Source organism: Jeotgalibacillus campisalis, assembly GCF_000829515.1.
Taxonomy (GTDB): Bacteria; Bacillota; Bacilli; order Bacillales; family Jeotgalibacillaceae; genus Jeotgalibacillus; species Jeotgalibacillus campisalis.
In genome coordinates this window covers 1-17,177 of sequence record NZ_JXRR01000003.1, presented here as the reverse complement: position 1 = coordinate 17,177, position 17,177 = coordinate 1, and the positions used below count along the sequence as shown (strand labels likewise).

Below are 17,177 nucleotides of genomic sequence, written 5' to 3'. Positions count from 1 at the left end.
TATAAAAAGCTCATTTGTTTCGTTTAAATCAAGTATTAACGTTGACGTTTTTGGTTGTTTAGTTTTCAAGGTTCAAGGTGTTTCGTTTGTGTGTTGCTCTCTCAAGCGACCAATCTATCATAACATCTTATTAATTCTGATGTCAACAACTTTTTTTACTTCTTTTTTAGTTGTTTAAAGTGTTTCTCAGCCGTTGTTTTTTGCAACGAGGAATAATATACCACGAGTCAAAGAATAAATGCAACCCTTTTAAAGTACTTTTTTAAAAATATGTTTTTTATCGTTTTTTAGCTTTAAGTAGACTTCTTCCTTTCCTGCCTGCACGGCCCGTGGGTGACATGTTAGAGAAAATAAAAAAACAGCTACGTTAATAGCTGTTTCCTTTGTAGAGATAAACAAGGGCAATAGTGCCCGGAATACCCAGTATCCCGGCTATTCCTGTAGTGACTGGGTTCATAGGTACATACCAGCCGTAAGCTTGTCCATAACGATTCAATATAAATAGCAGCGCCAGTCCGATCACCCATTTGGTGCAAAATCGCCATACCCATTTAAAAAATGGTTGGACACCGAAGGCGACCAGCAATGTCGCAAGAAGAAGTGTTCCCGCACCCCACAGCCAGATCATCCCTTCACCTCTATCCTTTTAAGAAAACAAGTCATAGAAAGAAGATATGATGGAAATGGTTATTTTATGACGATTTTGCGTTGACGTGCTTCTTTGAAAAGGTAAAAGTATTTTGCCTCGCAAAGCCGCTCTGCAGCTGCAGACTGGCTGCTGACTTCTATACTGAGTTCAGACATATTCTTCTGCTGCTGCCATTCGTCTCGAGTTGCAGCCATCAGACTAATTAATTGATCATCAAATTCTTTTTTTATTTTACCTTTTTTTCGAAACAGCATGGGTAAGCTCCTTTATACATCACGGCGTCCTTCTAGTGCCTTTGATAAAGTAACCTCATCTGCATATTCCAGGTCTCCTCCTACAGGGAGTCCGTGAGCAATGCGCGTCACTTTTATGCCTGAAGGCCGCAGCAGACGAGAAATATACATCGCAGTCGCTTCACCTTCGATATTTGGATTAGTAGCTAGAATTACTTCTTTCACTGTTTCATCTTGCAGCCGTTTTAACAGGTCTGGCACATTGATATCCTCGGGTCCGATTCCGTCCATTGGCGAAATCGCTCCATGAAGAACGTGATACAGGCCTACATATTCCCTCATTTTCTCCATAGCAATTACATCTTTCGGATCCTGGACTACACAAATGATGGACCGGTCCCGCTTTTGATCTTCACATACATAGCAGGGATCCTGATCAGTAATATGGCCGCAAACAGAGCAAAAACCGAGATTCCGCTTGGCATTGACCAGTGCTTTTGCGAAATCCAGAACGGTATCTTCTTTCATGCCTAATACAAAAAAGGCCAGACGAGCCGCTGTTTTCGGCCCGATCCCTGGCAATTTCATAAAGCTGTCTATCAGCTTTGATATAGGTTCCGGATAATGCATCACTTGCGTCCCTTAAAACATTCCAGGGAGATTCATGCCCTTAGTAAATTGCCCCATAGTCGAATTGGTCAATTCGTCTGCAGCTTTAATCGCTTCATTTGTAGCAGCAAGAACAAGATCCTGCAGCATTTCGATGTCATCGGGGTCAACCACTTCTTCTTTAATGTTTACATCCACAATTTCTTTGTGACCTGATACTGTTACGGTTACCATTCCACCGCCTGCAGTACCTGTCAATCGCTTTTCACCAAGCTCTTCTTGAGCCTGAGCCATTTGTTTTTGCATTTTTTGCATTTGTTTCATCATTCCTTGCATATTTCCCATTCCACGCATCTTCATTACCTCCGAATTTTAGTCTTGAATATCCAGCAAATCTGAACCAACTAGCTTTCTGGCTTCTGCAATAAGAGGATCTTCCTTTGTCTTGCCATTTTCATCCGCTTCCTCTGACTGATCCTGGTGCTGGATAAAATCTTCTCTTATAGCCATCCACTGTTCCTCAGGCACGCCTATAATCGAATAATTCGATCCTGTCAGCTCTTGCAGAATGGACGGCATGGACTCAATTAACTTACTATTTTCCATGGCCATTTTGCAATGGATTTCATATTTAAATTTTAACACAAAAGCTTCCTGGGATGCTGCAACAGGCTCCGCTTCATTTAAAAGTGCCGTAAGCGACCGGAGCTGCTGCCGGTTCATGGACTCCAGCATGTCTCCCCAGCGGTTTTTAATTTGCGAAATATCATTTTTAGTAGCATTTTTAAGAACTTCTAAAATTCTTCCAACTGGTGCCTTAAAATCCTTGGTGCCTCTTGAAGTCTTTTTAGCAGGGGCTGCGGCTGGTTCTGCAGATGGTCCTGCCTGAACCCCATCCTGTTTGAATTTTTTCAGTTCTCCTTCGAGCTGCTGTACCCGCTGGATAAGCCCCTGTAAATCCGGCATCTGATCTGCTGTAACCTGCTTAGCTGAGGTTTCCGCGTGACAAAGCTTAATTGCGGCAACTTCAAGATAGGTTCTGGCATGATTGGTAAATTTCATTTCCTGCTGCGTTTTATTCAATATGTCAATATATGCATACAGCTGGTCACTTTCGAGTTCTTCTGACAATTGTTTAAACGCTTCGTCTGATAAAACCCGTTCCATGGATTCTTCTAAATGAGGGGCCGCCTTATATAGAAGTAAATCACGAGTGTATAAAATTAAATCCTCTGTTAAACGAATTGGGTCTTTGCCTTGCTGCAGCAATTCATCAATGGTCTCAAGCGCTGCTGCGACATCCTGCTTATGCAGCGATTCAATTAATCTGGTTAACCTGTCTTGACCGATGGATCCTGTAACAGTAAGAGCGTCCTCTAATGCCACTTCATCCTGACTGAATGAAATGGCCTGATCTAGAAGACTCAATGCATCCCGCATTCCGCCTTCTGCAGCACGTGCGATCACATGCAGCGCTTTTTCGTCATATTTCACGCCGGACTGATCGGCAATGTGCAACATGCGGCCTACAATATCATGTGAGGTAATACGTTTAAAATCAAATCGCTGACACCTGGAAATAATCGTTAACGGAATTTTGTGGGGTTCAGTTGTAGCCAGTATGAAAATAACATGTTTAGGCGGCTCTTCCAAAGTTTTCAGCAGGGCGTTAAACGCACCTGTGGACAGCATATGCACCTCATCTACAATATACACCTTGAATCGCCCTTCATTTGGGGCGTATTTTACTTTATCACGGATATCACGGATTTCATCGACTCCGTTGTTGGATGCTGCGTCTAGTTCAATCACATCAGGAATGGATCCATCTGTGATACCTTTGCAAATCGTACATTCATTACAAGGTTCTGCAATGGGAGCATGTTCACAATTGACTGCTTTTGCCAATATTTTGGCAGCACTTGTTTTTCCCGTTCCACGTGGACCGGAAAACAAGTATGCATGTGAGATTTTGTCCTGCAACAGGGCATTTTGCAATGTTTTGGTGACATGCTCCTGACCGACAACATCAGCAAACTCCTGCGGACGCCACACGCGATATAATGCTTGGTATGCCATGCTTTCCCTCCCTCTCTTTAATGCGGAAGCGGCTATAAAACGCATTCTCCGCGATTTTTGCAGAGAAAGCTTTTCTTAAGTATAACTCAATCAAGCACATCACAAAACGTCAACCTTAAAAAAAGGAAAGAAAAAACCCACTCAACGCAATGTGAGCGGGTGTTATAAATAAATTAAGCTGCCGTGCACCTTCTGTCGACTGACAGCCATAAGCGTTACTCCTGCAGTTAGCTCGGTTCAGGCGATCCTGCGGCACATGAGAGGTTTCACTTAATGCTGCTTCCTTCCGGACCTGACATGGTTCATGAATTCCCATTGCGCAGGACCCAAACGTCAACACCACTTACAAAAGGCAGACCCTACAGCATGTACAGCCTCGAGAAGGGATTCAGTTTCGCTAGAGCGGATTGCGAATACAGGGCACCGCTAATTCCCCACCTAGCACGGCAAATATGAGACCAGTAATCATTTGCGCCTTTTGACGACGCAAGAATCAGTATACTATGTCTTTAGTTAAAAATCAATCCTTAGCCTGAATGCTTTGTTCCTTTGCAAAATCTTCCCGCTTTCCTGCAAGTTTCGCCGCTTTTTTCCCTTCTCTCAGTTCTCTAAAAAATGTGGAAAGTAACTGCCCGCACTCTTCTTTGAGTACCCCTGACACTACTTCACTCCGATGATTGAACCGGTCGTCTTCGAGTAGATTCATTAAGCTGCCGGCACAGCCAGCCTTAGGATCTGACGCCCCATATACGACACGGTCTACACGGGAGAGCAGGATTGCCCCGCTGCACATCGGGCAAGGCTCAAGCGTGACATACAGCGTAGCATTTTCTAGCCGCCAGCTTCCCGTTTTTTCGCAGGCTTGCTGGATGGCTAAAAGCTCGGCATGTGTGACTGCATTTTGCGTCGTTTCACGTAAGTTATAAGCTGAAGCAATCAATTCATCGTCTTGAACAATAATTGCTCCAATTGGGACTTCTTTTATCTTCAATGCTTTTTTTGCTTCATGGATTGCTTGCTTCATCCAATATTGATCCCGCTCAGACATGAAATCTGTCGCCACCCTTTTCTCATTTTATCAATACTTCCATCATACAGTAAGTGAGGGATATACGTAAGAAAGGGATACGTCTGTTTATAAATCTGCTTTAAAAGGAGAGTCTTATGCAAATACATGTAGTTCAGCAAGGAGAAACTCTTTTCACCATTGGCAGCATTTATTCCACAGCTCCACAGTCGATCGCCGATGCCAATCAGCTGCCTAACCCGGACCGGCTTGTACAAGGACAGGCGCTCGTCATCCCTATTGTTGGAAGATATTATTTTGTGCAGCCAGGGGATAGTCTTTTTTCAATCGCTCAGCAATTTGGCCTTTCCTATCAGGAGCTTGCACGCATTAACGGCATTTCACCGGAGCAGCCCCTTGCTGTCGGGTGGAGGCTTTATATTCCTCCTGCACCAAAAGTGACAGCTGAGTTCAATGCATATGTTGAGCCGTTTGGCGACGAAGTAACGCAAGAGCTGCAGACCCGCACCCGTGAAGCAGCACCCTATTTAACCTACCTGGCTCCATTTAGTTTTGAGGTTAAGCGGGATGGGTCACTGGAAGATCCTCCACTAGCCCCGTTTCCTGCAATCGCAGAGGCAAACCGGAATATTTTAATGATGGTGATTACCAATCTTGAAGATGGCGCGTTCAGTGATGAACTGGGAAGAATTATTTTAACCGATACAGCGATACAAGATACCCTGCTCGACAATATTGTTAAAAAAGCGAAAGAGTACGGATTTCGGGATATTCATTTTGATTTTGAATATCTGCGTCCTGCTGACCGCGATGCGTACGTTGCGTTTTTAAAGAAAGCAAAGGAACGGTTTGCTCAAGAGGGCTGGCTATTGTCCGCTGCACTTGCTCCAAAAACCAGCGCCGATCAAAAAGGAAAATGGTATGAAGCACATGATTACAAGGCTATTGGCGAGGTAGTTGATTTTGTAGTGATTATGACGTACGAATGGGGATACAGCGGGGGCCCTGCTCAGGCAGTATCGCCAATCGGTCCTGTCCGCCGGGTGCTCGAATATGCTTTAACTGAAATGCCCCCACAAAAGGTCATGATGGGACAAAATCTGTATGGATATGACTGGACACTTCCCTTTGAAGAAGGCACCCAAGCCCGGGCGATCAGTCCCCAGCAGGCTATTCAGATCGCAGCAACCCAGGGAGTCCCGATTCAATATGACCAGACGGCACAAGCCCCATTTATTGAATACACAACAAACGGAACGGATCATATTATCTGGTTTGAGGATGCAAGATCCATTCAAGCAAAATTTGATTTGTTAAAGGAGCTGAACCTCAGAGGAATGAGCTATTGGAAACTCGGCCTACCATTCCCTCAGAATTGGCTTCTCCTAAATGACCAATTTGATGTAGTTAAACAGTAATAGTCTTTTTGCAGGACAAGAACGGCATCCGTGTCGTTTCTTGTCCTTTTTCCTTTTTTAACAGCTATTCCTTACACTGCCCATATGGTACAATAACGGTTGTCATTACGACCGAAATCATCCTAAGGAGGGAACGCGAATGACCAACGTTCCGTTCATAACCGTTGAAGGACCCATTGGTGTGGGAAAAACCTCTCTTGCCAAAGCCCTTTCATCGCATTTCCAGTTTCATCTGCTAAAAGAAATCGTGGATGAAAATCCATTTTTAAATAAATTCTATGACGATATTGATGAGTGGAGCTTTCAAACAGAAATGTTTTTTCTCTGCAATCGGTACAAGCAGCTCAGTGACATTCAACGGCATTATATTGACAACCAAAAGCCTGTAGCAGCGGATTATCATATTTTCAAAAACCTGATTTTTGCTAAACGCACGCTACAGCCGGAGGAGTATAAAAAATATTTGGAAATCTACAGGATTCTTACTGCTGATATGCCAAAACCGAATGTTGTCGTTTACTTGCACGCAAGCTTAGATACACTTCTTAAACGAATTGAAATGCGCGGTCGTAATTTTGAGAAAAACATGAGTCCTCTCTACTTAGAACAGCTCGCAGCGGATTATGATGAGTTTATTTTTCATTTTGAACAAACACATCCCGAAATTCCTGTGATCCGAATAAATGGAGATGACACAGACTTCGTCCATAACCAACAGGACTTAACCGCCATTTTAAAACAAGTGGAAGAATCTCTACCTAAAAGGAGTACAACACATGAACGCACGTGAAAAATACGGAATTCCAAAAGATGCAGTTATAACGATTGCCGGTACAGTAGGTGTAGGAAAATCTACAATGACCCGAACACTCGCCGAACATCTCCAATTTCGCACATCCTTTGAAAAAGTCGAAGCCAACCCTTACCTTGATAAGTTCTACAAAGACTTTGAGAAATGGAGTTTTCACCTTCAAGTCTACTTCCTGGCTGAACGGTTTAAGGAACAAAAACGCATGTTTGAATATGGCGGAGGCTTTATTCAGGACCGCTCCATCTACGAAGATACGGGCATATTCGCCAAAATGCATTATGAAAAAGGCACCATGTCACCCGTAGATTACGAAACGTATACAAGCTTGTTTGAAGCAATGGTCATGACGCCCTACTTCCCTCATCCAAATCTATTAATTTATCTAGAAGGGTCATTAGACAGCATTCTTGACCGCATCCAAAAGCGCGGACGCCCGATGGAGCAGGAAACTCCTCTTGCCTATTGGGAGGAAATGCATCAGCGGTATGAAAATTGGATAAACTCCTTTAATGCCTGCCCGGTGCTTCGTCTTGATATTAATGATTACGATCTTGTTCAAGATCCATCATCCATTGATCCGATCCTTGAAAAAGTCGGATCCTTTATCCAGCAGACTGCTTTATTAAAAAAGTAGTTGTGTCTTACTAATGGCGAACTTAGCTCCGAAGGTTAACAAAAAACCATTTCTCTAAAAGGGAAATGGTTTTTTTGTTCCTAAGCGTACGATACGCCTCTAGTCCTATAAAAAGATCCTCCTGCCGAATGTAGTAAAAACAGAAGTTTCCATATAAGATAAAGATAACCTAAAGAACAACGGAGGGCTGATATGGTAAAAAACGGTTTAGCCATTTTATTAATTGCAGGGGCACTCATTTTTTTGTATGTAAATTTTAATGAATTCTGGCCATGGAATGCTGCAAGTGCAGCAGAGCAGGAAACAGAGGTTCGGGACAGTGTCGAAACAATTAAATTGAGTGTTTCGGCTATAAACACCAAAATCGTGCCGGTTAATTCAGACATGATCCGGGTAGAGGGATCAGAAAAACAGGACATCACCGTTAAAGACGGCCGAAAGTCCATTGAGATTAGCATTAAGCAGAAGGGTTTTCAGCTATTCCAATTTAATTCCAAACAAAAAAACGCAACCGTCTTCCTTCCTGAAAAATATGCGAACCAACTCCAGCTTGAAGTGGGTTCCGGAGAGATTGATACGACAGAATTCACCCAATCCAATCCCCTGACACTTTCCTCTCTTTCTGTGAAAATAGGGTCAGGAGATATACACCTGGGGGATCTTAACGCCAAGAAATTTTCTTATGACGGATCCTCAGGCGAAGCAGTCATTGAGTCGCTGTCAACGGAAAATGGAGAATTTAATTTAAGCTCCGGCGATGTTACAGTCTCCTCTTACAAGGGGCCGCTAAAAGCAAACGTTTCTTCTGGAGAATTAAGCGCAGTCTTTAAAGAGCTATCTGATGAAATAGATGTGTCTGTCAGTTCTGGTGACGTTAACCTGGATTTGCCGGATGACGCTGATTTCAACATTAAAGGTAAAGTAAGCAGCGGCAATCTCTCCAATGAATTCCCCCTTGAGGACGCTCAGGTAACAGACCGAGTTGTGGAAGGCACTCACGGGAAAGGCACCCATCAGATCCACGTGAATATAAGCAGCGGGGAACTTACTCTCTATTAATAGAAGGGGACAAAGAGGACTGAATTGAATCTTATAAAATGAATAAACAAAGTCAACTGGCATGAACATTGCCGTGACTTTGTTTATTTTACACAGAATTCATTTCCTTTTTTATTCCCCCGGAAATATTCCATCATTTTTCGATCATTTTTTGAACAAAGAGAAAAACCACCGCAGGAATGCGATGGTTTTAAAATCTCCAATATTTATGCGCGTAAGTTTTAAAGTTAAAATTATGGAGGAGGAAGAGGGATTCGAACCCCCGCGGGATTTGACTCCCCTGTCGGTTTTCAAGACCGATCCCTTCAGCCAAACTTGGGTATTCCTCCGTGTCGACAAGAATTATAATACCATGCATTTTAAAAGACGTCAATCTTTTTTAAACTTTTTTTAATTACCTCTTTTAAAGAAGGAGGTTGATCGTCATTAATAAAAACATTACCTCTTGCTCCTCCTCTGGTACAGATATTTAATCTAAAAAATCTAACAGAAGAATAGTCACTTTACGTGTGGCTGCTGCGCCGATATTGCCATTGTTTCCATTGAAAGCGAATAAAGCAGCCTACGCAAAAACCGAGTATCGCCACAAAAGCCGCTGTAGCAACCATGATCGTAAAGACGAACCCTGCGAAAGTCCAGCCAACGAGAAAACTAAAAAATCCTCCAGTCAAAAAAACAGAAGCGATGATTTGATTAAATTTTTGATCACTCTTATCTTCAGGAATATACGTATTTATAGGTTTTCTCAAAAAGCCTTTTGCTATACGCATTATCGGATTAAAATCGAAAATGATCCCGCCTAAGCCAGCCGCTAGTGGCAGCAACAAAAGCCAAAATTGACCGGTTACCCACGTTAAAATGACTGTTAGAATAATGGTCCATTGATTTACGCGGACAAGCGGGCGTGGTACAGTTCCAGCCGCAATAGATGCCGTCATTTAAACTCCTGCCTTTCCATTCTGAATACTTCTATCCTATGTCAGTCACCTAAAAAGGTCAATGATCCTGATTAGCTAAAATGAGACCCCTCTAAAAAGAAGGGTCTCTAAGATAGAAAATAGGCTTATTTTTGAATAATCTTTTTACCACCCATATAAGGCTGTAAAACTTCCGGCACTAACACGCTGCCATCTTCCTGCTGATAGTTTTCCAAAATGGCCGCAACAGTACGTCCGATCGCAAGACCGCTTCCATTCAAGGTGTGAACATGTTCCGGCTTTGCATTTGGCTCTCGGCGGAAACGAATATTAGCACGTCTCGCCTGAAAATCTTCAAAGTTACTGCATGAAGAAATTTCCCGGTAACTTTCATAGCTTGGAATCCAAACTTCAATATCGTATTTCTTCGCAGCCGTAAAGCCCAAATCTGCTGTACACATGCTTAATACGCGATATGGCAGTTTCAGCAGCTGAAGAACTTTTTCCGCATGACCAGTCAACTCTTCAAGTGTTTCATAAGAATCTTCAGGCTTTACAAAACGGACAAGCTCAACCTTGTTAAACTGGTGCTGACGGATCAATCCTCTAGTGTCTCGGCCAGCGGATCCAGCTTCTGACCGGAAGTTTGCACTGTAGGCAGCATAGGCTTTCGGAAGCTCTTCAGCACGTAAAATCTCGTCGCGATGATAATTCGTTACCGGCACCTCAGAGGTTGGAATTAAGAAATAATCCTCTTCTTCAATCCGAAATGCATCTTCTTCAAATTTTGGCAGCTGGCCTGTACCCGTCATACTCGTGCGGTTGACAAGATATGGCGGAAGCATTTCTTCATATCCATGCTGATCCTGATGAAGGTCCATCATAAAGTTAATTAATGAACGCTCTAACCGTGCACCTGCCCCTTTATAAAAAACAAAACGGCTGCCGGTTACTTTTGCTGCCCTTTCAAAATCGAGCATGCCTAAGCTTGTAGCAAGATCCCAATGAGGCTGGGCTTCATATTCAAACGCGGGAAGCTCTCCCCACTTTCGAACTTCTACATTGTCATCCTCAGTTTCACCTACCGGAACACTCTCATGCGGTACATTCGGAATAGAAAGAAGAAGGGCTTCCAATTTTTCCTCTACCACTCGAAGACGATCATCAATTTCTTTGATTTCATCTCCCAGACTGCGTGTCTCTGCTATAACAGCGTCTGCATTCTTTTTTTCCCGCTTCATTTGAGCGATCTGCTGAGAGACCTCGTTTCTCCGGCTTTTCTTTTCTTCACTTTTTACAATCAATTCGCGGCGCTCACGATCTAGATCCTGAAATTGATCAAAATCTCCTAAATCCTCTCCACGGTGGGTCATTTTTTCCTTAATTTCATTAAATTCATTACGCAATCTTTTTAAATCCAGCATTTTTATTTCCTCCTTTTATAATTATCTCCGGTACAAGAATCCAGAGAATTTTTTAATATCCAGCTCCAACAAGCAGTGGCTCGAGTCATAAGTCACCCCGCCCAATAGGCAAAGAGCGCCTATTTGTGCAGGTTGCCTTATGCTTATCGCCCCTAAACGCCAGTTTCCGCTTTTAATGATATCCAGCTCCAGGCGCTAGCTCCTCGAGGTCATAAGTCATGCTGTCCCAGCAGGCAAAGTTCACGCCTGCTTGGACAACACGCCTTATGCTTGTCGGAGCTGAACGAGCGCCTTCCGATTTTAATGATATCCAGCTCCAACAGGCAGTGGCTCGAGTCATAAGTCACCCCGCCCAATAGGCAAAGAGCGCCTATTTGTCCAGGTTGCCTTATGCTTATCGCCCCTAAACGCCTGTTTCCGCTTTTAAGTATAAACAAACAAAAAAACCCCCATCCCTTTATATAAAAGGGACGAGAGTTGATGCCCGCGTTACCACCCTGATTGAAGATAAAAAGCATCTTCCGCTCATGACCTAACGGCGTCGACCGGAAGAGCTTACTTGTACATTCGGCTCTTCACTCAGGAATGGATTCACAACATCCTTTTGCCGATTTACACCACCCACCGGCTCTCTAAGAAAAGGGATCAGTTGTTACTACTTTCCGTCATTGTTTTTACGTTTTGTAATTATCGATAAAGATACTATATTCGTCTCCGAATATCAATACTTTTATACAGAAACCGGCGCAGATTCTACCATTTCAACAAAATATTTTGTCAAACGGTGGTCCTCTGTGAGCTCAGGATGAAACGAACAGCCTAAAAACTGTCCGTCTCTCGCTAAGACAATGCGGTCGTTATGCATGGCAAGCACTTGGGTTGAAGGTCCTGCTGAAACGATGTGAGGTGCGCGGATGAACACGGCGTTATACGGCTCCGCTAATCCCGTCACATCTAAATTGGCTTCAAAGCTTTCCTTTTGCCGCCCAAATGAATTGCGCTCTACTAGTACATCCATAACACCTAGATGCGGTTCATCATACCCCACTAGATCCTTAGCAAGCAGAATCAGTCCGGCACATGTACCAAACATTGGTTTTCCTGCTTGGGCAAATGTTCGCATTGGCTCCATAAAGCCGTATAAATCAATTAACCTGCGCATGGTCGTACTTTCACCGCCAGGCATAATGAGACCGTCAACCTGTTTAAGCTGTTCTGCTTTTTTAATGACGACGGCCTGCGCGCCGCATGCTTCGATTGATCGTACATGTTCACGTACGGCCCCTTGCAGACCGAGTACTCCGATGGTTGTCATAATAAGCTCAACCCTTTCTTACCAACCGCGCTCCTGCATACGGTCTTCTAATGATAGTGAAGAGATTTCCATCCCTTTCATCGCTGTTCCAAGTTCTTTTGAGATTTTAGCAATTAATTCATAGTCTTGATAATGCGTTGTCGCTTGAACGATTGCACGTGCGAACTTTTCAGGATTATCTGATTTAAAGATACCTGATCCAACAAATACACCATCTGCTCCAAGCTCCATCATTAACGCTGCATCAGAAGGTGTTGCAACTCCGCCTGCTGCAAAATTTACGACCGGCAAACGGCCAAGTTCTTTAATTTCAAGAAGAAGTTCAAAAGGTGCGCCAAGCAGCTTTGCTTCTGTCATAATTTCATCTTTCGTCATGTGCACGACTCTGCGTACCTGTGCATTTACTTTACGCAAATGACGCACTGCTTCAACGATATTGCCTGTTCCCGGTTCCCCTTTGGTACGAAGCATCGCTGCCCCTTCACCAATACGACGCGTCGCTTCGCCAAGATCACGGCATCCGCAGACAAATGGAACAGTAAAATCAGATTTTAACAAATGATATTCTTCATCTGCAGGTGTTAATACTTCACTTTCATCAATATAATCAACGCCCATTGACTCCAATACGCGTGCTTCTGTAATATGTCCAATACGTGCTTTTGCCATAACCGGGATACTAACCGCATTCATAACCTCTTCTACTATACGTGGGTCAGCCATACGTGCTACTCCGCCTGCTGCACGAATATCAGATGGAACACGCTCAAGTGCCATTACAGCTACCGCGCCTGCTTCCTCTGCTAATTTTGCCTGCTCTGCATTAACAACGTCCATGATGACGCCGCCCTTTTGCATCTCTGCCATTCCTCGCTTAACACGATCCGTACCTGTATTCATAACAAAAAGCCTCCTTTGGATTACGTAAAACTTATATCTTTACTAGATATCTAGCGGAATTGGCATAAAATTGCACCTGTTTCCTCGGAATAAACTTATCCCATTCTTAATAATTACTAAAAAAGCATCTCCTGTCAAGACAAGAGATACTTTCTTTTCAGAATCTTTTTTGAATTAGAACCAGCCTTTTACAGTTGACGTGATGGTCTCCCATAGATTACCGAAAAATCCACCCACTGCCCGCATGCTTAAAACAAACCAGTTTGCTTTTTCAACACTTTCAGTGGTTACCACATCCACTTGCATAGATGATGCCATATTACTATCTAAAAACCCTAAATCATCTTCCCCTAAATCTAATCCGAGTGTCCCGACTACGTCCCCTTCTTCTACTGGAGCTGTCAGTTCATCTTCATCTAACGAAAGAACCGGTTCAGAAGCAGTTTCTTCCCCTTCTTTTACGACCATTTGAATCGGATCTTTAGACTCGATGCCAACTGAATCTTCCTTTCCCTTTGTAACGCCAACGGATTCTTGACCTTCAACCGTATACTCTCCAGGAACAACTTCCTGTAAGGTAAAGTGATCAAATCCATAATCGAAAAGATCTGCCGTTGCGCTGAAACGAGCTTCATACGAACCGACACCATTATCATCAGTGGCATTCATTACGACAGAAATTAAACGCATATCATCTCGTTTTGCTGTTCCTGTAAAGGTGTAGCCAGCAAAATCCGTCGTTCCTGTTTTAATCCCGTCTGCTCCCTCATATTCAAAAACAAGAGATTCTAGCATAAAGTTCCAGTTCTGCATTTCAGTTGCATCTTCTGTGCCTTCACGAAATGTTTTCTTCGCGATTCCAGCGGTTTCAAGAACTTCTGGAAAATCCTCCAGGAGACGATGAGCAAGCTTAGCTGTAGAACGCGCAGACATTGCATTTTCTTCGTCAGCACCTGTGTTTTCAGGATGATAGCCCATCATATCTGCATTGTTTAACCCTGAAGAATTAACAAAGCGGTATTCATCTAAACCAAGTTCTCCTGCTTTATCATTCATTAATTTAACAAATTCTTCTTCCGAACCTGCGATGGTTTCAGCAATCGCAATCGTTGCTGCATTCGCAGAATAAATGACCATTGCTTCATATAATTCTTGAATGGAATATTGTTCACCATTTCGCAATGGAACGTTGCTTAAAGAAGTATCTTGTGAAATTTCATATGTCTTATCGGTGACTGTATATTGGTCGTCCCATGACACAGTCCCTTCCGCAATGGCTTCATGCAATAAATACTCGGTCATCATTTTCGTCATGCTCGCTACACCTAAAAGGGTATCGGCATTTTCTGCGAATAAAACTTTACCTGTAGATGCTTCAATCAAGATCGCTGCATCAAGATTCCAATCTGTTACTTCTTCTGCTGCAAAAGACGTGTTTGTAAAAGCACCGCTGCCAATAAAAAGTACCAATGCCATCAAACCAGCGGCTGTACCTCTAACCCATTTTCTTTTCACTCTACTAATACCTCCAACTAAATATGTACACTTCTGTCATTTTATCATACCTGTATCCTGAAAAATAGAGAGAGAATAGGACTGTTAGGTGAACATAAGGCAGGACTAACGTAAGATTTATTTTGAGGATCTAAAATTATGCTCAACCGCAAAAAAAGAACTCCTGGTATCAGAAGTTCTTCTTTTTTGCTTATTCTATAGCGAATAATTCGGTGCTTCTTTTGTAATTTGAACGTCATGAGGATGACTTTCACGCAGACCGGCACCCGTCATACGGATAAATTGAGCGTGTTCTCGAAGATCATACAGATTTTGAGATCCACAATAACCCATTCCACTTCGAATTCCTCCCACCAGTTGATACACTGTATCAGCAAGTGGTCCTTTGTATGGAGTGCGGCCCTCAATCCCTTCAGGAACTAGTTTTTTCGCATCTTCCTGGAAATAACGATCTTTTGAACCCTTTTCCATTGCCCCCATAGAGCCCATTCCACGGTACACTTTAAAGCGTCTTCCCTGGAATATTTCTGTTTCTCCCGGGCTTTCTGTCGTTCCTGCCAGCAAGCTTCCAAGCATAACAGCATGACCGCCTGCTGCAAGAGCTTTAACGATATCTCCAGAATATTTGATCCCGCCATCGGCAATAATAGACTTACCGTGCTTGCGGGCTTCTGTTGCACAATCATACACAGCAGTAATTTGAGGAACTCCGACACCTGCAACCACTCTTGTCGTACAAATTGAACCTGGTCCTATCCCTACTTTTACCACATCCGCACCAGCTTCAATGAGTGCTTTTGTTCCCTCAGCGGTGGCTACATTTCCTGCAATGATTGCAACTTCCTGAAAAGCTTCACGAATGGATTTAATCGTTTCCAAGACACCATTAGAATGTCCATGTGCGGTGTCGATAACAAGTGCATCTACACCTGCTTTCACAAGATGTTCTACTCGTTTAACAGCATCAGCTGTTACACCGACTGAAGCAGCCACGAGCAGTCTTCCCTTTTCATCCTTTGCAGAATTGGGGAATTCAATTACCTTTTCAATATCCTTAATCGTAATTAGTCCTTTTAAAATGCCCGTTTCATCAACTAAAGGAAGCTTTTCTATTTTATACTTTTGTAAAATTTGTTCTGCTTCATTTAAAGTCGTTCCCACTGCAGCTGTTACCAATTTTTCTTTCGTCATCACTTCATCAATTTTCATTGAGTAATCCTGGATAAAACGCATATCACGATTTGTGATTATACCAACAAGCTTTTGTTCATCCATATCATTTACAATTGGCACACCTGAAATACGATATTTACCCATTAAATGCTCAGCATCATACACTTGATGATCGGGAGTTAAAAAGAACGGGTCTGTAATAACTCCGCTCTCTGAACGTTTTACTTTTACAACTTGTTCAGCCTGAGCTTCAATGCTCATATTTTTATGAATGACTCCCAAGCCGCCTGTACGGGCCATTGCAATTGCCATTTTCGCTTCTGTCACTGTATCCATACCAGCACTAATGAGTGGAACATTTAATTTCATTTTCTCAGTTAGTTGTACCGAAAGCTCAACATCTCTAGGCAGTACTTCTGACTTCGCCGGGATCAATAGCACATCATCAAACGTCAAGCCTTCTTTCGCAAACTTAGTTTCCCACATCATTACGATTCCTCCTGGTCAGAAAAATATTATTGTAAGGTTATCAGTCACCTCTAACCCTGTCAAGGCGGATTGTATAAGTTAGACTATTATGAATTATCAGGAGGATCGGCTCTATGTCAACAATCTTTAACTGGAATCGTTACTTGCCATATTACTCCAGATCAGAAATCAGGCACTTTTTATCAAAGGAATATACACGATTAAATTATCCTCACGCTGAAAAGCATGCTCAACAGCGACATACTTCTTTCTGTTATCATATCGAACATGCAGAAGCGTTCTATATTCAATCGAATGAATCGCCTACCATCATTCAGCCTCTGCTCCAATTTTATGGATTATCCCATTTGGTAAAGGCATGCCTTATTACGAAAGATCCTTATTATCCATCAAACACTTCTCAATTGGCTCATGGCGTTTCTTCAAGAAAAAAGAAAAAAAGCAATTATTCTTTTCTTGAAGATACTGTTAAAATACAGAAAAACGGTCTTTTCCCCACTCTTTCTTCGTTACTGTTTCACGTGGAACATTTGGAAAATCTCACTTTATCCATGCAGGACTTATTGCTTTTATTAGAAGATAATGGACAAGAAGGAGACCTTAATGCGATTCAGTGTCACTTCCTTATCCTATACAATCTCAGCATGATTGCGCGTTATGAAACGGAATGGTGGGGCAATTGTACAATGTACAAAGAAACAGAAGATTATTCGATTATTAGAAGCTTCCTCCACTTATCCTCTCATTATGCTCCACAGGCTATTTTGGAATATTTAAATGACAGCAACAGTAAAGTCTGATCCTTCTTTAATCACAAAAAGAGTCATTCCCAATGGGAATGACTCTTTTTTTTTGTGCCTAGCGACGTCCTACTCTCACAGGGGGAGACCCCCAACTACCATCGGCGCTGAAGAGCTTAACTGCC

The 17,177-nt window shown here is 42.8% G+C and carries 17 protein-coding genes, 1 tRNA gene, 1 other RNA gene and 1 other annotated feature; of the genes, 5 read left to right on the top strand and 14 right to left on the bottom strand.

All coding sequences use genetic code 11. The annotated features are described in order from the left end of the window. Positions 1-367: 367 nt before the first annotated feature. The 7 genes from KR50_RS02655 to tadA all read right to left on the bottom strand — a co-directional run bounded on the left by KR50_RS02655 (position 368) and on the right by tadA (position 4,618). On the bottom strand, positions 368-628 hold the full coding sequence (locus tag KR50_RS02655; RefSeq protein WP_041054528.1) for a pro-sigmaK processing inhibitor BofA family protein: 261 nt from the start codon (positions 626-628) through the stop codon (positions 368-370). Positions 629-687: 59 nt separating this feature from the next. Beyond that, positions 688-903: a YaaL family protein gene (locus tag KR50_RS02650; protein ID WP_041054526.1), complete on the bottom strand. Its 216-nt coding sequence runs from the start codon at positions 901-903 to the stop codon at positions 688-690. Positions 904-915: 12 nt separating this feature from the next. Next, the gene (gene recR / locus KR50_RS02645) at positions 916-1,512 is read right to left on the bottom strand and encodes a recombination mediator RecR (RefSeq protein WP_041054524.1); all 597 of its coding nucleotides are present in this window, start codon (positions 1,510-1,512) and stop codon (positions 916-918) included. Between the two features lie 12 nt (positions 1,513-1,524). Further along, a complete protein-coding gene (locus tag KR50_RS02640) occupies positions 1,525-1,845 on the bottom strand; it encodes a YbaB/EbfC family nucleoid-associated protein (protein WP_041054522.1) in 321 nt (106 codons plus the stop codon). Positions 1,846-1,863: 18 nt separating this feature from the next. After that, positions 1,864-3,570: a DNA polymerase III subunit gamma/tau gene (gene dnaX / locus KR50_RS02635; RefSeq protein ID WP_041054521.1), complete on the bottom strand. Its 1,707-nt coding sequence runs from the start codon at positions 3,568-3,570 to the stop codon at positions 1,864-1,866. Between the two features lie 181 nt (positions 3,571-3,751). Further along, an RNA gene (ffs, locus tag KR50_RS18165) (signal recognition particle sRNA large type) lies at positions 3,752-4,017 on the bottom strand. Between the two features lie 73 nt (positions 4,018-4,090). Beyond that, the gene (tadA, locus tag KR50_RS02630; protein WP_041054520.1) at positions 4,091-4,618 is read right to left on the bottom strand and encodes a tRNA adenosine(34) deaminase TadA; all 528 of its coding nucleotides are present in this window, start codon (positions 4,616-4,618) and stop codon (positions 4,091-4,093) included. Between the two features lie 116 nt (positions 4,619-4,734). Here tadA and KR50_RS02625 point away from each other — a divergent pair, with 116 nt between their 5' ends. The 4 genes from KR50_RS02625 to KR50_RS02610 all read left to right on the top strand — a co-directional run bounded on the left by KR50_RS02625 (position 4,735) and on the right by KR50_RS02610 (position 8,519). After that, positions 4,735-6,015 carry a glycosyl hydrolase family 18 protein gene (locus tag KR50_RS02625; protein WP_041054519.1) on the top strand — a complete coding sequence of 427 codons (1,281 nt, stop codon included), beginning with the start codon at positions 4,735-4,737 and terminating at the stop codon, positions 6,013-6,015. 139 nt (positions 6,016-6,154) lie between these two features. Next, complete coding sequence (locus KR50_RS02620; protein WP_041054518.1) at positions 6,155-6,805, top strand: deoxynucleoside kinase; 651 nt, start codon at positions 6,155-6,157, stop codon at positions 6,803-6,805. After that, positions 6,792-7,460: a deoxynucleoside kinase gene (locus KR50_RS02615; protein WP_041054517.1), complete on the top strand. Its 669-nt coding sequence runs from the start codon at positions 6,792-6,794 to the stop codon at positions 7,458-7,460. The genes KR50_RS02620 and KR50_RS02615 overlap by 14 nt, the downstream gene beginning before the upstream one ends. A gap of 192 nt (positions 7,461-7,652) precedes the next feature. Continuing rightward, positions 7,653-8,519, top strand: a complete 867-nt coding sequence (locus KR50_RS02610; RefSeq protein WP_041054515.1) for a DUF4097 family beta strand repeat-containing protein — start codon at positions 7,653-7,655, stop codon at positions 8,517-8,519. 236 nt (positions 8,520-8,755) lie between these two features. On the opposite strand, the gene KR50_RS02605 is transcribed toward KR50_RS02610, so the two are convergent. The 7 genes from KR50_RS02605 to guaB form a co-directional block, all read right to left on the bottom strand. After that, a tRNA-Ser gene (locus KR50_RS02605) sits at positions 8,756-8,848 on the bottom strand. Positions 8,849-9,022: 174 nt separating this feature from the next. Beyond that, entirely contained in the window at positions 9,023-9,457 is a 435-nt protein-coding gene (locus KR50_RS02600) for a DUF4395 domain-containing protein (RefSeq protein WP_041054513.1), read from the bottom strand. Positions 9,458-9,582: 125 nt separating this feature from the next. After that, positions 9,583-10,860: a serine--tRNA ligase gene (gene serS / locus KR50_RS02595; protein WP_041054510.1), complete on the bottom strand. Its 1,278-nt coding sequence runs from the start codon at positions 10,858-10,860 to the stop codon at positions 9,583-9,585. Positions 10,861-11,323: 463 nt separating this feature from the next. Beyond that, positions 11,324-11,538: a binding site (T-box leader), on the bottom strand. 52 nt (positions 11,539-11,590) lie between these two features. Then, on the bottom strand, positions 11,591-12,175 hold the full coding sequence (pdxT, locus tag KR50_RS02590; RefSeq protein ID WP_041054509.1) for a pyridoxal 5'-phosphate synthase glutaminase subunit PdxT: 585 nt from the start codon (positions 12,173-12,175) through the stop codon (positions 11,591-11,593). Positions 12,176-12,193: 18 nt separating this feature from the next. Further along, complete coding sequence (gene pdxS, locus KR50_RS02585) at positions 12,194-13,075, bottom strand: pyridoxal 5'-phosphate synthase lyase subunit PdxS (RefSeq protein WP_041054508.1); 882 nt, start codon at positions 13,073-13,075, stop codon at positions 12,194-12,196. A gap of 174 nt (positions 13,076-13,249) precedes the next feature. Then, on the bottom strand, positions 13,250-14,590 hold the full coding sequence (locus KR50_RS02580; protein WP_041054506.1) for a D-alanyl-D-alanine carboxypeptidase family protein: 1,341 nt from the start codon (positions 14,588-14,590) through the stop codon (positions 13,250-13,252). Between the two features lie 195 nt (positions 14,591-14,785). Next, positions 14,786-16,249 carry an IMP dehydrogenase gene (guaB, locus tag KR50_RS02575; protein WP_041054531.1) on the bottom strand — a complete coding sequence of 488 codons (1,464 nt, stop codon included), beginning with the start codon at positions 16,247-16,249 and terminating at the stop codon, positions 14,786-14,788. A gap of 116 nt (positions 16,250-16,365) precedes the next feature. Between guaB and KR50_RS02570 the strand changes: the two genes are divergently transcribed. Continuing rightward, positions 16,366-17,052 (top strand): YaaC family protein, encoded by a 687-nt coding sequence (locus tag KR50_RS02570; protein ID WP_052476727.1) that lies wholly within the window; start codon positions 16,366-16,368, stop codon positions 17,050-17,052. Positions 17,053-17,177: the final 125 nt, after the last annotated feature.